This is a genomic window from Natrialba asiatica DSM 12278 (assembly GCF_000337555.1).
GTDB classification, from domain to species: Archaea; Halobacteriota; Halobacteria; order Halobacteriales; family Natrialbaceae; genus Natrialba; species Natrialba asiatica.
In genome coordinates this window covers 327369-342760 of record NZ_AOIO01000003.1, presented here as the reverse complement: position 1 = coordinate 342760, position 15392 = coordinate 327369, and the positions used below count along the sequence as shown (strand labels likewise).

Below are 15392 nucleotides of genomic sequence, written 5' to 3'. Positions count from 1 at the left end.
AGTCTATTTGGTTAGGCCATCTAGTTATGTCTTCCTGTGGGCCCCTCTTGGAACGTCCTCTCGAACTAGTCGACGGTGGCCGCGTCGACGGCCGAGCGGACGGTTTCTGCCGAGAGCGCCGAGAGGGGAACGCGTTCGCCGTCGGTTTCCGCGACGATGAGCGAGGAGAGGCCGGCGCGGCTATCGGTCCCGGCGTCGACGAGCACGAGTTCAGCGCCAGTCTGGGTGAGTCGGCGCGCGGCTGCTCGCGTGTGCTCGGTCGGACTGCTGTCGGCGGCGGTCGCTTTCCCGTCGGTAACGAGGACGACGACGGCGGTTTCAGTGTCCGCCCGTTCGACGACGGCACTGGCGGTTTCGAGGCCGGCGGGGAGCGGCGTGCGGTCGCCGGTGGGGAGGGACTTCAGGTGGCGAGCAGCGAGGCTCACGCTGTGGGTCGGTGGGAGGAGAACATCCGCGTCGTCGCCGGCGAACGCGACGAACGCGATGTCGTCGCGGCGCTGGTAGCTCTCGCGCAGGAGTTCGAGGACGACGCCCTTGGCCGTCCGCATCGCGGGTTGCATCGACGCGCTCGCGTCGACGGCGAAGACGATCGTCGCCGCGGCGGTTCCCTCGCGGACGGCGCGCCGGAGGTCGTCCGATCCGACCGTCGTCTCGCCGCGGGCGGCGGCGGCCCGCACGGACGCTGCGGCGTCGATCGAGCCGGCTTCGCCCGTGGAGCCGGACGCCGATTCCGTTCTGACGCGAGCGCCGCGGTTCGTCGAATTCGGGTCGACGGTCGTGTGCTTTCCATCCGATCGTGAGGTCGCGTCGGTCTCCGCGGTCGGCGTTTCGAGTTCGGGTGCGGCGGCGTCCCCGATGGCGGCCCGTCGCTGTCCGGGGACGAGCGGCTGGGCGGTGTCGGTACCGGTGTCAGTGTCAGCATTAGATCCTCCCTCGTCAGAACCGCTCTCGTTTCCCTCTTCGCCCCCCTCGCTTTCGGCCGCCGAAGCGCCCGCTTGCTCTGCTGTGTTCGCTGCGGTCCCGTTACCGGTTCCCGACGTGTCGTCGCCGTCGGAGCGGTCCGAATACGACTCATCGCGGTCGTCCGTCGGCGACCGATCTCCGGAGCGCTCGTCGTCCTGCGGTGCATCGGCGGCCTCCCCGCTCGTTTCGGGGTCGCAATTGTCACCGTCGCCGTCTCCGCCCTCCGCCGCGCCGTCCTCGTCCGGTCCGGGTTCACTCTCGCCGACATCCGCGGCGTCCGCGTTCGACTCGCCGTCATCGTCGCGGCCGTCGGCCGAGTCCTCGAGATGATCCGCAAGCAGGTCGTCTACGTCCGGAACGTCGTCGGCGAACGGCGTACTCCGGAGTCGGTGGGGCAACGTGTAGGTCGCGGCCTCGCGAACGTCCGACTCGATTACGGTCGTCCGTTCCTCGAGCGCGGCCAGCGTAACCGCGGTTCTGGCGGTTGCAATATCGCCGCGGTGGCCGTCGACGCCGGCATTGAGACAGAGTTCGGCGATCGTCGCCCTGAACTCGGCGGGGAGGTCGACCTGTGCGACGCGATCACGGGCGGCGGCGACCGCCTCGCGGCGTTGGCCGACGCTGAACTCCGCCGGTTGCGCGTCGGTGGGTTCGTCGCCGCCTGTCGGAGCCGCGTCGGCACCATCGCCGAGCGCCCGGTCGATGATTTTGACGCGATCATCGATATCTCGACAGCCCTCGACGGTCGTCTGTAGGGCGAACCGATCCCGAAGCTGGGGGCGGAGGTCGCCCTCTTCGGGATTCATGGTGCCGACCAGGGTGAACGCGGCGGGGTGGGAGACGCTGACGCCGTCGCGTTCGACGGTGTTCGTGGCGCTTGCCGCCGCGTCGAGGAGGACGTCGACCAGGTGATCGTCGAGCAGGTTGATTTCGTCGACGTAGAGGATGCCGCGGTTCGCACGGGCTAACAGTCCGGGCTCGAACGACGCCTCGCCGGCGAGTGCGTCCTCGACCGAGAGGGTACCGACGACGCGGTCGCGGGTCGCGCCCAGCGGAAGCGTGACGACCGGGGTCGGACGGGTTTCGACGGGCATATCGTCGGGATCGCGCTCCCGGCAGTCAGCACACTGGGGTCCGGATCCGTCGGGCGAACAGCGAAACCGGCAGTCGACTACGACCCGCTGTTCCGGGAGGTGCTCCGCGAGCGTCCGCACGGCGGTCGACTTCGCGGTTCCCTTCTCGCCGGCGATTAGCGCCCCGTCGAGGTCGTCGTTGACCGCGACGGCGAGTAACACGCGTTTGAGCGTCTCCTGCCCGACGATCCCCGGAACGGCGAGCGACGATAGTTTTTTACCCACGGAATTTGCAACCATACTTGCGCTAATACAATAGAGATTTAAAAACACGATGACACGGATCGGCATCTACACTGCGACGGAGAACGAGCTCGGATCGATCGGGCGGGCGGCCAAGCGCCTCGACGACATCGAGTTGGTCGTTCGCTCGGAGAGCGACCTGGACGACGAGGCCGCGATCGAGGAGTTCGTCGAGGAACTGAGCGACGCCGCGGCGGCGATCTTCTGGCTGCACGGCGCTGCAGACAGCATGCCCGGCTACGAGTACGCGACGGCTGAACTCGAGTCGGCGAACGTCCCGCTGATCGTCAAATCGACCGGCGACGCGTTCGCGTTCGAGGACACGACGGTTGACGCTGACCGCCGCGACCGGGTCTACGAGTACCTCGAGCGGGGCGGAACGGTCAACGCGGCAAACGTGTGTCGGTTCCTCGCCGCCGAGTTCGCCGACGCGGGCGACCGCGAGCGCGAGTTCGACGAGCCCACCGCGCTTCCCACGGAGGGGGTCTACCATCCCGATCACCCGGGGATCGAATACGAAGAGCTACTCGAGACGCACGATCCCGAGCGGCCGACGGTCGCGGTCTGGTTCTACGAATCCCACTGGACCCACGAGAACACCAGGTACGTTGACGCCCAGGTTCGGGCGCTCGAGGCGCAGGGCGCGAACGCCCTTCCCATTTTCTGTAACCCAGCCACGGATACGGAAGCGCAGGAAGACGCCGAGTGGGTGACGGACAACTGGCTTCTCGATGATTCGGGCGAGTCAGTCGTCGACGCCGTACTTTCGTCGTTCATGTTCTCCCTCTCGATGGACGAGCGCGGCCGCAGCGCCAGCGACGAAGGATCGAGCGCCGAAGACGTTTTCCTCGACCGCCTGGGCGTCCCCGTCCTCCAGACTGTCACCACGATGCGCTCGCGCTCGCGCTACTCGTCGAGCGATACGGGCGTGATGGGCTTCGAACTCGCGCTTTCGGTCGCGCTTCCCGAGTTCGACGGCAACGTCATCACCCACCCCATCTCGGGGAAAGAACGCACCGACGACGAGGCCGGCATCGGCTCCGCGCCGAAACACCACTTCCCGATCGAGGACCGGATCGATCACGCGACTCGACTGGCCGTCAACTGGGCCGCACTCCAGCATACGCCGAACGAAGACAAGCAAGTCGCCGTCGTCCTACACAACTACCCGCCGAGCGACGACGGAATCGGCACCGCATTCGGCCTCGACTCGCCCGAATCGACCGTCAACCTCCTCGCCGAACTCGGTGCCCGGGATTACGACCTCGGTGGAGAACTGCCCGACAGCGGGCAGTCGCTCGTCGAAAAGCTGACCGCACAGCTCACCCTCGACGACCGCTGGGTCGCACCCGAGGACGTTCGCGACCTGTCGGTCGACGTCGTCTCGCCGGAGACCTACGCGGCGTGGTTCGAGTCGGCGGACGAGGGCTTTCAGGAGAACGTGCTCGAAGAGTGGGGCGATGTCCCCGACCGCCCGTTCGCGATTCCCGGCGTCGAGTTCGGAAACGTCCTCGTCACCGTCCAGCCCCCGCGCGGGTTCGGCATGGACCCCTCGAAGGTCTACCACGATTCGAACCTCCAGCCGCCCCACGACTACTACGCCTTCTACGGCTGGCTCCGGAACGCCTTCGAAGCCGACGCGGTCGTCCACCTCGGCACGCACGGCAGCCTCGAGTGGCTGCCCGGCAAGACCGTCGGTCTCGACGGCGCGAGCGCGCCCGATCAGCTCGTCGACGATATTCCGAACGTCTACCCCTACATCATCAACAACCCCGGCGAGGGAACGCAGGCCAAGCGCCGCTCCTACGCCGCCATCGTCGACTACCTGACGCCCGTGATGCGAACTGCGGGCACGTACGACGAGCTTTCCGAACTCGAAGAACTCGCGAATCAGTACCGCGAGGCCGGTATGAAGGATGCGCGCACCGACGACGGCGAGCACCTCGAGACGCTGATTCGCGAGACGGTCGACGAACTCGACCTCGCGGTCGAACTCGGCGTTTCCGGCACGATCGACGAGCGCGCCGACGTGCGCGGCCCGGACGAAGCCGGCTCGACGCTCGCCGAAGGTACCGTCGACGGCGACGCCCTCGATATCGACGCCCTCGTCGAGCGCATCCACGAGTACCTCACCGACGTGAAGACGACCCAGATCCGACTGGGACTGCACACGATGTCCGAACCACCCGCGGGCGAGCGCCTCGTCGAATACTTGGTCGCGTTGACCCGACTCGAGAATCCCGGCGCGCCGAGCCTGCGCGAGAGCGTCGCCGGCGTGCTCGGCGTCGATTACGAGACCATGCTCGATTCCCCTGGCGAGTACGACGACGCGCTCGGCATGACCTACGCCGAGGCCGCCGACGCGGTCCACGAGACGAGCGTCGACCTCGTCGAAACGCTCGCCGCACACGAGTTCGACGTTCCCGAATCGGAGCGTACCGCGGGCGCGGAAGACGAGGTGAACATGAATCTGCTGGTCGTCGATATCGACACTCTCGGCGACGCGCGGGCGAACTCGGGTGCGCACGACGACCTGCGCGAGGTTCTCGCGTACATCTGCGACGAAGCCGAGCCGCGTGTACAGGGGGCCGAAGACGAGATTCCGCGGACGGCCGACGCGCTCTCGGGCGAGTACGTCCCGCCCGGGGGATCCGGAGCGCCCACGCGGGGCGGCGTCGATCTGCTCCCGACGGCGCGGAACTTCTACACGCTCGATCCGCGCAAGGTCCCGGCGAAGCCGGCCTGGCAAGTGGGGAAGGAAGTCGCGGAGGGCGTGCTCGAGCGCCACCGCGATGAGAGCGCAGCGCAACGCGCCGCGGAAGAGGCGAGTAGCGCGGAACGAAGTTCCGCAGACAGTCGAGCGGCAGAGCCGCGAGACGACGGCGACGAAACGGAGCCGCGAGAGGGCGAGTACCCCGAGGAGATCGGCGTCGTCGCCTGGGGAACCCCAACCGTGCGCACCCGCGGCGAGACGATCGCCCAGGTGCTCGCACTGATGGGCGTCGAACCGCAGTGGACCGACGCCGGTCGGATAGACGACGTGGAACCGATTGCGCTGGACGAACTCGATCGGCCCCGGATCGACGTGACGACGCGCGTCTCCGGGCTGTTCCGCGACGCCTTCCCGGCCGCAGCGGGCGTCATCCACGACGCCGTGGACGCGGTCGTCGACCTCGACGAACCCCACGACATGAACTACGTGAAAAAGCACGTCGAGGAGGAGCAAGCTGAACTCGAGGCCGACGGACTCGACGAATCCGACGCCCGAAACGCGGCCAAACACCGCGTCTTCACCACGACGCCCGGCGGCTACGGCGCCGGGACGAACAAGGCCGTCGACGAGGGCAACTGGGACGACCGCGCCGACCTCGCGGACGTTTACGTCCAGTGGGGCGGCTACGCGATGGGCTCTCGCGGCCGCGTCTCGGAGGCACACGACGCCTTCGAACGGCGACTGTCGAACGTGGACGCGACCGTCAAACTCGAGGACACGATGGAGCAAGACGAGTTCGACTCCTCGGACTGGTACGCCTTCCACGGCGGGTTCATCTCCGCGGTCACCGAAATTTCCGGCGCAGAGCCGGCCTCGTACGTCGGCGACTCCTCGGATCCCGACAACGTGGACGTCTACACGAACGAGGAGAAGGTCCGCAAGGCGATGCGCGCTCGCGTCCTGAACCCGGATTGGCTCGAGTCCATGGAAGAACACGGCTACAAGGGTGCCGGCGACCTCTCGACGACGGTCGACGTGACCCTCGGCTGGGACGCGACGGCCGGCGTCGTGAGCGATACGCTCTGGGCGGAGGTCGCCGAGAAGTTCGCCTTCGACGCCGACAGGCAGGCGTGGATGCGCGAGGTCAACCCGTGGGCGCTCGAATCCATCACCGAGACGCTCCTCGAGGCGATCGATCGCGACCTCTGGGACGCCGACGCGGAGACCGCAGACCGCGTGCGCGATCTCAACCTCTCGGTCGAGGGCGACTTAGAGGAGCGGACGACGAACGAGGCCGTCGGTGCGGAGGTGTCGACTGATGACTGACGGGACAGGGCAACCCGCCGCTACGACGGAGAGCCGGGAGGAGTACGCCGACCTCGGCGCGACGACCCAGAACGCGATGGACATCGCCGAGACGAGCATGGACATCGTCCGGCAGTTCGTCCCCGACGAGACGCTCGCGGATCGCATCAGACAGAAGTCGGTCCACTCGATGGGCGACATCGAGTTCCAGCACCTGCTTCGGTTTACCGGCGAGGACGACCGGGGAGACGACGAGGACGCCCCCGTTCGCGCCGGTGCGCGGGCCGTCCTCGCGGAGGCCGACATCGTCACGGACATCACCATGTCGATGGCGGGCATCACGGGCCGCGGCCACGACTGCGAGAAGCGAAAGGCGATCGGCCACGGGGCCGAGTTAGCGGAGCGAACCGGCATGACCCGCACCGCCGCCTCGGTGCTCGAACTCGACACCCAGGGCGTCTACGACGACTCGATCGCCGTCGTCGGCAACGCCCCGACGGCCGCGTTCGCGCTCGCGGACTGCATCGAGAACGGTACCCGTCCCGCCGCCGTCGTCGCGACGCCGGTCGGCTTCGTCAAAGCCGAGGAGAGCCGCCAACGCGTACGCGAGGTCAGCGACGCCGTCGGCGTTCCGGCGATCACGAACGTCGGCCGCCGCGGCGGCAGCGGTCTCGCCGCTGCGCTGACCAACGAACTGATCCACGTCGCGGCCGACGTTCGCGCGGGTGAACTCGAGTTCGATAGCTCGGGAGCCGGTGAATGAGTGACTACAATCTCGACGCCGGTCCCGATCCGGCGACGTTCGCCGCTGCCGACCCGGAGACCGACCGCGACGCATCGGCCGCCGACCCGGTCCGCGTCATCGGCGTCGGACCCGGGAACCCCGAGTTCATCACGCCTCGCGGCGAGCGGGCCGTTCGGGAAGCCGATGTCGTCGTCGGGTTCACGACGGTCGTCGAGTTCGTCGCGGAGCTGGCGGACGACGAGACGGATCTCCTGACCTGCGGGTACGAGGATGAGGCGGCCGCGCTGTCGTCGTTCGCCGAGCGCGTCGCGGCCGGCGAGACGGGCGTCGCCGTCGCGATGGGCGATCCCAACCACTCGGGCTATCAGTTCGTCGGAAAGGTACAGGACGCCGTCCACCGCGACGATCCCGCCCGACCGGTCCGGGTCGTTCCGGGCATCTCCTCGCTACAGGTGGCCGCGAGTCGCGCCCGGACGCCGATGGAGGACACCGAGTTCGTCACGCTGCACAAAAGCGGCGACCTGACCGCCGACATGGACCGCCTCGCCGCGAGCGTCGGCGAGCGACACCTGCTCGTGCTGCCGCGCCCGTTCGACCGGATGCCCGGCGATATCGCCCGATTCCTGCTCGAAAACGGTGCCGAGCCGGATCTTCAAACGCTGGTACTCGAACGACTCACCCACGAAAACGAGCAGATTCGTCGATTCACGCTCGCCGAACTCGCTGAACTCGCGGGTGGATCGGGGAGAGACGATACGCCGTTTTCCGACCTCGTCGTGCTTGCGGTTCGACGGCCGGTGTAAGCCTGCCGGCCGCAATCCGGTTGCGGTTCGGTGTTTCGTCGGCGGATTCCGGATTTCTGCTACTACAATCGTTGAAATGAAGTTCCGGTATTCAGGATGCGGAACGGAATTGGGTCCCGGTTCGGTACGCGTGCAGATCGAACGCGAAACGATGAGAGAAGCGCTTGCAGCGGGTCGTGCTGAGAGTATTTTTATGAGTGTGGTTCCGGTAGTAGTTGTATGGATGATACGAAAGTCGCGGTAGTGACAGCGGCGGGAAGCGGTATCGGAGAAGCCTGTGCTCGGCGACTCAACGAGGAGGGATACGCGCCGGTTCTGTTGTCGCGGTCGGGTAGCGCCGTTGACGTTGCGAACGACCTCGGCGGAGACGGGTTTGAGGGATCGGTGACGAATCCCGATGACTTGGCAGCCCTCGTCGAGACGACCTCCGAGCGGTACGGTCGTATCGACGCGGTCGTGAACAATACGGGTCACCCGGCGTCCGGCGACCTCCTCGGAATCTCCGACGAGGAGTGGCACGAGGGGCTAGATCTCGTTCTCTTGAATACCGTCCGGATGGCGCGACTCGTCACACCGATCATGGAAGAGCAAGGTCACGGCTCGATCGTGAACATCTCCACGTTCTCGGCGTTCGAACCGTCGAGTGAGTTCCCCGTGTCATCGGTGCTTCGGGCTGGACTCGGGAGTTTCACGAAGCTCTACGCCGATCAATACGCAGCGAGTGGAATCCGGATGAATACGGTCCAGCCCGGATTCGTCGATAGTTACGACGTCGACGAGGAAACGAGAGGGCGAATCCCGATGGGACGACCGGCACAAACCGCAGAGATTGCAGACGCGGTCGCGTACCTGCTCTCACCCACTTCGAGCTACGTCACCGGCCAGAACATCCGCGTCGATGGGGGGCTTACAGCGTCCGTCTAGACGCCGCAGGCTCTTCCGTAGTACTCGTACGCCGTGTTGATCAATATCGTCATCTCGAACGGTATTCGCGGAATCGAGTTCAGCACTATCCCTGTTACCTATTCGGCCCGTACTTGCCACGAGTCACGCGGGTCGGTCTGCAAAAGAACTCCGCGCTCCTTACGGACGGACGTACGCGTAGCCTTCCGATTGCAACCGCGTCACTTCGACGGCGCCTTCCGGAACGGTTTCGATTCCCTCGACGAGGTCGGCTTCGTCGAGGTCCATCATGTCGAGCGTGTTGCTACACGCCTTGACCGAAATCCCGCTATCGAGCAGTTCGCGTACTTGCTCTTCGTTATCCTCGCCCGCTTTGACCGCGTTTATCCCCGCCGCCTGGACGACGATCGCAACGTCGTCGATACTGCCCGTCTCGTCGTCTAGCAGGTTCTGTGCGATCGCGAGTGACGTCTCTTGCTCTGACTCGTCTCCGGAAAGGAGGTGCACGACGGTTTGCATACACGATAGCTGACACCCGGGACGATTGAAGCCTTGCTGCTTGCAAACAGCGTACAGGTGAGTCCTGTCGATAGCGTTCGGATCACGGTGCGATCGACCGTTGACTTACGAATAGATCCGCGTGGCGAGTGATACCATCTGAAACGATTATGCGGGCCTTGACGCCGTCGCGTCACAGTCGGTCGATACGAAATCGTTCTATCATCGGCTCAGGACGGATTTAGGGTCTGGAACTGCTATCCTGTCGCCAATGCTTTGCTCCACAAAGGATACAAATTAGAGCCGTCTAAATCAGCGTATGCGTGGTACCGTCGATGACCGAGTTCTCCCTTCCGGGCAGTTCCACGGATGACCGGCTGGCTCGAAATATTTATCAGCGCGTTCGTCCTCCAGCTGTCGGTGCTCCCCGGCGAGAAGGGGCAATTCATCATTGCGGGCCTGGCAACCCGCTATAGCCCCTGGGTCGTCGTCGCCGCCGCCGGGAGCGCCTTCGCCGGATGGACGGTGCTCGAAATCCTTCTCGGTGCGACGCTACAGGGGATCCTCGCGCCCGTCTATCTCAACGCCATTACGGCGGCGTTGTTCCTATTCTTTGCCGTCCTGCTCGTTCGGTCGGCACCAGAACGGGACGCGACCGCCATCACGCCCGACGGTGGAACGACCGAGACCGATGACATCGACGTCTCCGTTTTTGGTCACGAGATTCCGCCATACTTCCGCGGGTTCGCCCCTATTTTCGTCCTGATGACCGCGGGCGAGTTCGGCGACAAGACGCAACTCGTCACGATCGGGCTCGCGGTACAGTACGGGGCCCACCCCGCAATCTGGGCCGGAGAGATGCTCGCAATTATCCCCGTGAGCGCCGTGAACGCGATTCTCTTCCATCGCTTCTCCCACCGGTTCGACGCGCGGCGAGCCCACTTCGCCGGTGCGGCACTCTTCCTCTTTTTCGGCCTCGATACGATTCTCGAACTCGTTACGTCCGTCTCCATCTGGGAAACGATCATCGAGACGATCACGTCGCTGTTCCTCTCGCTCGTCTGAGTCCAGCGTCGGTCGTCCGTCACTGAACTCGCAACTCTCCTCCCGCTTTTCGCTCGGCATCACTGCTTGCTGGCAAGCGTCTGCACTATGCTTTTAGACATCTCTGTGAACCGAATAGCTATGCGTAAACAGCAGGGCGCGATCGGCCAGTCTCCAACCGTTCGAGTCAGTAGCTCTGCAACGCCCGCTCCGGAGGCGGTGCTCGACGTTGCGCGCGAGACGGCGACGGAGACGCACGTCGTCGAAGTCGGCCCCGTCGGCGTCCCGCGGTTCGAACCGCTCGCGGTGACGACCGCCGACGGGACGACCGCGTTTCACACCGCCGTCTCGCCAAGCGACGTCCGGCTGCTCGTCGATACGCTCGAGGAGGGAGAGTCACCAACCGACGGCGCTCATGCCGTCGTTTCGCATGATCCCGAACCGGCGACGCTTCCACGTCCCGACTCCGGGCCGCTCGCGGTCGGCGAGCACGTCGCACTCGCCCGGTGTGGGTGGGTCGCTCCGGCAAGCGTCACCGATTACGAGTTCAGCGCCGAACTCGTTACCACTACCACGGAGTCGGACGAGGCGTTCGACCGACTCGCCGAGCTCGGACTTCGCGGCCGTGGGCGCGGCGATGGAAGCACGGACGATCCGGTTTCGGAGACGTGGACGACGGTTCGGGAGGCACCCGGCGATCCGGTGGTCGTCGTCAACGGGAACGAGGCGGATGAGAACGCGCGGATGGATTCGCTGTTGCTCGAGAGCGTCCCGATCGATGTACTGGACGGAGCGAGTGTCGTCGCGTCGCTCCTCGAGACGCCCGATATCGTCGTCTACCTCGATGAATCGGACACGCTAGCGCGCGAGCGAGTCGAGCGGGCTGCAGGGGCGATCGATCGGCATGTCGACGGTGTCGATCTGAACGTACAGGTCGCAAGCGGCCCCGACACGTACCGAGCGGGAGAGATGACGATGGCGCTCGAATCGCTCGAAGGAAACGACCGGCTCGAAGCGCGTCGTCGCCCACCGGGTCCTGCGGAATACGGCCTCTTCGGCCGTCCGACGGCGATTCACACGCCTCGCACGCTCGCTCAGGTCCGGGCAGCCCTCGCGTCACCCGGGGCAATGGAGACTGACGAGGCGGATCCCGGGACGCGGCTTCTTTCCGTCGACGGCGACGTGGAATCACCGGCGACGGTCGAACTTCCCACCGACGGTTCGCTGAAAACGGCGTTCGACGCCGTCGTCGGCGACGGCCAGTTCAAAGCCGCCTGCGTCGGCGGCGTCTTCGGCGGCATCACCCGCGATATTCGCGTCTCGCCGAGTGCGGGGGCGCTTCGCTCATCGAACCTGGGTACCAACGGCATCGTCGAACGACTCAACGACGATCGGTGTATGGTCGCGTTCGCCGGGAAACGCGCGAAGTTCGCCCGCGAGGGTAACTGCGGGCGCTGCGTTCCCGGCCGCGAGGGAACCAAACAGCTCCTCGAACTCCTCCGCGAAATCTACGACGGCGACTACAACCGCGGCATGATCGAGGAACTCGCCCGCGTGATGCGTCGCTCGTCGATCTGTGACTTCGGACGGACCGCCTCGCGTCCGACGACGACAGCCATGTCGAACTTCGACAGCGAGTTCACCGCCCACACGGAGGGCTACTGCCCGGCCGGCTTCTGCGAGGAACGGGCGGCGACCGAATCTCGAACCGAACCGCGACGACCCGGCTCTACCGCTCATGAGTAGCTACAACGACCCGCATCCGCACGTACCGAATATCGACGATCCCCAGCCCGAGACGCCGTTGACGGAGGATTTCAACAAGGGGACGGCGAACGATCCGAACGTCGACGTGACGACGACCGCGACCGAGATTACCGTCGACGGCGAGCGACTCACGATGCGCCCGGGATCGACCGTCCTCGACGCCATCGAGGGAACCGACGCCCACCGTGACGTACCCGCGCTCTGTCACTACGAGCGCGGTGACGAGGGTGACTCGGGCGATCACGGCCGGTACGAGATCGGACCGAGGAGCGAGTGCCGGACGTGCATGGTCGAGACGGACGCGTACGGCCTGGTTCCGTCGTGTAGTTTCCCGGCCGAAGACGGCCTGACGGTCGCGACGGACACGGCCGACGCGATGGAGGCCCGCGACGTCAACCTGGACCTCCTCCTTTCGAATCACAATCTCCGATGTACCACGTGTTCGAAAAACGGCTGGTGCGAACTGCAGGATGCGTCGATTCAGCAGGGCGTCGAGCACCCGCGCTACGGCGTCTTCGACGACCGCGACGAGTACGAACCGATCGACTCGACGTCGTCGTTCATCCAGATCGACCGTAACAAGTGCATTCTCTGTAACCGGTGCGTTGAGGCCTGCAGCGACGTGCAGGTCGCGGGCGTGCTCCGCATGGAGGGCAACGGACCCGATACCCGCATCGGCTTCCAGAGCGAGGCCGAGACGATGTCCGACTCGAACTGCATCTCCTGTGGCCACTGCGCGACGGTCTGTCCGACCGGGTCGATCGTCGAAGAAGGACTCACCGATATGACGACGCTGCCGCTGCCCGGTTTCGATCAGGAGAACTCGGTCGGCCGGGTGATCCATGGCGAGCGGGCCGAGACGAGCGAGACGAGTTCAGCGCCGAACCGTGCGGTTTCCGGCCGATCGCCGACGGACGTAAACGTCGCCAGAAAGTCCGGCGTCGCGAAGATGATGTCCCGAGCGAAACAACAGGCCGGCCGGACGCGCAAACTGGCCAGCGAGAAGGCCCGCGAAACGGCCGAGATGGTACTCGAGGGGACCGAACACACGGCCGAGTTCGTCGCGGCGAACTCGCTCCCCGAGGGCATGCTGTTCGACATCGGCCACGCGGTGGGCGACCAGCGGCTCAAGCGGGTGAACAAAGCCGAGACTACCTGCGGTTTCTGTGCGGTCGGCTGTCGATTCGATCTGTACGGCAAGGACGACGAGGTTCTCGGAACGCGGCCGGCCGATCCGGACGCCACGCCGGCGAACGGCTATTCGACCTGCGTTAAGGGCAAGTTCGGCTACGACTTCGCCAACAGCGACGAGCGCCTCGAGACGCCGCTGATCAAGGAGGACGGCGAGTTCAGGGAGGCGTCGTGGGACGAGGCGCTTTCGCGGGTCGTCGAGGAGTTGAGCGAGACGCGCGAGACCTACGGCCAGGACTCGCTCGCGGTGTTTTCCTCGTCGAAGGCGACCAACGAGGAGAACTTCCTGATGCAGAAGTTCGCCCGCCAGGTGCTCGGAACGAAGAACATCGACAACTGCACGCGGCTCTGTCACTCCTCGACCGTCGCGGCGTTGAAACAGACGATGGGCTACGGCGCGATGTCGAACCGGATCAAGGACGTGGGCAACGCCGACTGCTATCTCATCACCGGATCGAACACGACCGAGAGCCACCCCGTGCTGGCGACGAAGCTCAAGCAGAACGTGCGGGACGGGGCGGACCTGTTCGTCTTCGAGCCGCGGCGGATCGAACTCGCCGAGCACGCCGACCAGTTCACGCGCACGGCGGGCGGCCACGACATCGCGTGGATCAACGGGATGATTCGCCACATTATCGAGAACGATCTGCACGACGAGGCGTTCATCGAGGAGCGCACGAAAGGGTTCGAGGACGTCGAGGAGAAGGTCCAATCGTTCACCCCCGAGAAGGTCGAAGAGCTCACGAACGTCTCGCCCGACGAGTTGGCGAACGCCGCGGAAACGATCGCCGAAGCCGATTCGTGCGTGTTTGGCTGGGCGATGGGCGTCTCCCAGCACACCTACGGCACCCAGACGGTGCTTGCGCTCGCGGATCTCGCGCTCGTGACCGGGCACGTCGGCAAGCCGAACGCCGGCGTGTCGCCGTTCCGCGGACAGAACAACGTCCAGGGCGGCGGCGGTGACATGGGGACGATCCCCGACAACCTGCCGGGATATCAGGACGTTACCGACGACGACGTACTCGACCAGTTCGAGGAGGAGTGGGGCGTCCGCCCGCCGGACGAACCTGGGCTTCGCGTCACGGAAGTATTCGACGAGGTCGACGAGGGCAACGTCCGCGGGATGTACATCATCGGGGAAAACCCCGCAATCTCGGAGCCCGACGTGACGAACGCCCGAGAGAGCCTGCAAGAACTCGACTTTCTCGTCGTCCAGGACATCTTCGTGACGGAGACCGCGGAGTACGCCGACGTCATCCTCCCGGCGGCGACGTTCACCGAGAAGTACGGCACCGTCACGAACACCGAACGGCGCGTGCAACTGGTCCGTCCGGCGGTCGAGCCACCGGGATCGGCGCGTGCGGACTGGAAGATCTTACAGGACCTCGCCCGACGGATGGACTTCGATTGGCAGTACGACTCGCCGACCGACATCATGGACGAGGTCAACGAGTTGACGCCGATCTACGGCGGCATCACCCACGACCGACTGGAGGAGAACGGCGACGGGTTGCAGTGGCCCTGTCCGGACGAGGACCACCCCGGAACGCCGTACCTCTACGAGAACGAGTTCAACTTCGAGGATGGAAAAGCGCGGTTCGTTCCCGCCGATCTGGGCGACCCCACGGAATTGCCCAACGAGGAGTTCCCCATCGCGCTCACCTCGGGACGGGTGCTGTACCACTGGCACACCGGCCAACTCACCCGGCGAAGCGAGGGGCTGATGGGCCACGTCGGCGAGAGCTACGCGGAGATCCACCCGCAGACGGCCGGGCAGATCGGTGTCGCGGACGACGAGTACGTCAAGGTCGAATCCAAGCGCGGGTCCATCGTCGTCCGTGCGAAGGTGACCGAGCGCACCGCCCCCGGGAAGATATTCATCCCGATGCACTTCGCCGAGGGCGCGGTCAACGAACTCACGCAGGAAAAACTCGATCCGGTGAGCCGGATCCCGGACTACAAAATGGCGAGCGTCCGGGTCAGTTCGATGGGTCCCGATCCCGATACCGAACCGATCGGGACGCCGGGCGAAACGTCGCCGGGCACGTACTCGGACGACGACTGACGGGTGAGAGCGCAGGCAG

9 protein-coding genes are annotated in these 15392 nt (G+C 65.5%); 7 read left to right on the top strand and 2 right to left on the bottom strand.

Annotated features, from left to right (window positions below; translation table 11 throughout):
- Positions 1 to 65 precede the first annotated feature (65 nt).
- Complete coding sequence (locus tag C481_RS01420) at positions 66 to 2336, bottom strand: VWA domain-containing protein (protein WP_006106997.1); 2271 nt, start codon at positions 2334 to 2336, stop codon at positions 66 to 68.
- A gap of 34 nt (positions 2337 to 2370) precedes the next feature.
- Between C481_RS01420 and C481_RS01415 the strand changes: the two genes are divergently transcribed.
- From C481_RS01415 to C481_RS01400, 4 genes are all read left to right on the top strand, one after another.
- A complete protein-coding gene (locus C481_RS01415; protein WP_006106995.1) occupies positions 2371 to 6378 on the top strand; it encodes a cobaltochelatase subunit CobN in 4008 nt (1335 codons plus the stop codon).
- Positions 6371 to 7120 carry a precorrin-8X methylmutase gene (locus C481_RS01410; protein WP_006106994.1) on the top strand — a complete coding sequence of 250 codons (750 nt, stop codon included), beginning with the start codon at positions 6371 to 6373 and terminating at the stop codon, positions 7118 to 7120. The genes C481_RS01415 and C481_RS01410 overlap by 8 nt, the downstream gene beginning before the upstream one ends.
- Positions 7117 to 7905 (top strand): cobalt-precorrin-7 (C(5))-methyltransferase, encoded by a 789-nt coding sequence (locus tag C481_RS01405; RefSeq protein WP_006106992.1) that lies wholly within the window; start codon positions 7117 to 7119, stop codon positions 7903 to 7905. Before C481_RS01410 ends, C481_RS01405 begins: the two co-directional genes overlap by 4 nt.
- Before the next feature lie 219 nt (positions 7906 to 8124).
- Entirely contained in the window at positions 8125 to 8829 is a 705-nt protein-coding gene (locus C481_RS01400) for an SDR family oxidoreductase (protein WP_049904297.1), read from the top strand.
- Positions 8830 to 8988: 159 nt separating this feature from the next.
- Here the strand turns inward: C481_RS01400 and C481_RS01395 are convergent, their stop codons facing one another.
- The gene (locus C481_RS01395; protein WP_006106988.1) at positions 8989 to 9327 is read right to left on the bottom strand and encodes a DsrE family protein; all 339 of its coding nucleotides are present in this window, start codon (positions 9325 to 9327) and stop codon (positions 8989 to 8991) included.
- A gap of 348 nt (positions 9328 to 9675) precedes the next feature.
- Between C481_RS01395 and C481_RS01390 the strand changes: the two genes are divergently transcribed.
- From C481_RS01390 to fdhF, 3 genes are all read left to right on the top strand, one after another.
- Complete coding sequence (locus C481_RS01390; protein WP_006106986.1) at positions 9676 to 10371, top strand: TMEM165/GDT1 family protein; 696 nt, start codon at positions 9676 to 9678, stop codon at positions 10369 to 10371.
- A gap of 120 nt (positions 10372 to 10491) precedes the next feature.
- Positions 10492 to 12096: an NADH-ubiquinone oxidoreductase-F iron-sulfur binding region domain-containing protein gene (locus C481_RS01385; protein ID WP_006106985.1), complete on the top strand. Its 1605-nt coding sequence runs from the start codon at positions 10492 to 10494 to the stop codon at positions 12094 to 12096.
- Positions 12089 to 15373, top strand: a complete 3285-nt coding sequence (gene fdhF, locus C481_RS01380; protein WP_006106984.1) for a formate dehydrogenase subunit alpha — start codon at positions 12089 to 12091, stop codon at positions 15371 to 15373. The genes C481_RS01385 and fdhF overlap by 8 nt, the downstream gene beginning before the upstream one ends.
- Positions 15374 to 15392: the final 19 nt, after the last annotated feature.

Bases quoted from the DNA above. Each gene is read 5' to 3' on its own strand.
- C481_RS01420 (WP_006106997.1), bottom strand. From the start codon at position 2,336: ATGGTTGCAAATTCCGTGGGTAAAAAACTATCGTCGCTCGCCGTTCCG.
- C481_RS01415 (WP_006106995.1), top strand. From the start codon at position 2,371: ATGACACGGATCGGCATCTACACTGCGACGGAGAACGAGCTCGGATCG.
- C481_RS01410 (WP_006106994.1), top strand. From the start codon at position 6,371: ATGACTGACGGGACAGGGCAACCCGCCGCTACGACGGAGAGCCGGGAG.
- C481_RS01405 (WP_006106992.1), top strand. From the start codon at position 7,117: ATGAGTGACTACAATCTCGACGCCGGTCCCGATCCGGCGACGTTCGCC.
- C481_RS01400 (WP_049904297.1), top strand. From the start codon at position 8,125: ATGGATGATACGAAAGTCGCGGTAGTGACAGCGGCGGGAAGCGGTATC.
- C481_RS01395 (WP_006106988.1), bottom strand. From the start codon at position 9,327: ATGCAAACCGTCGTGCACCTCCTTTCCGGAGACGAGTCAGAGCAAGAG.
- C481_RS01390 (WP_006106986.1), top strand. From the start codon at position 9,676: ATGACCGGCTGGCTCGAAATATTTATCAGCGCGTTCGTCCTCCAGCTG.
- C481_RS01385 (WP_006106985.1), top strand. From the start codon at position 10,492: ATGCGTAAACAGCAGGGCGCGATCGGCCAGTCTCCAACCGTTCGAGTC.
- fdhF (WP_006106984.1), top strand. From the start codon at position 12,089: ATGAGTAGCTACAACGACCCGCATCCGCACGTACCGAATATCGACGAT.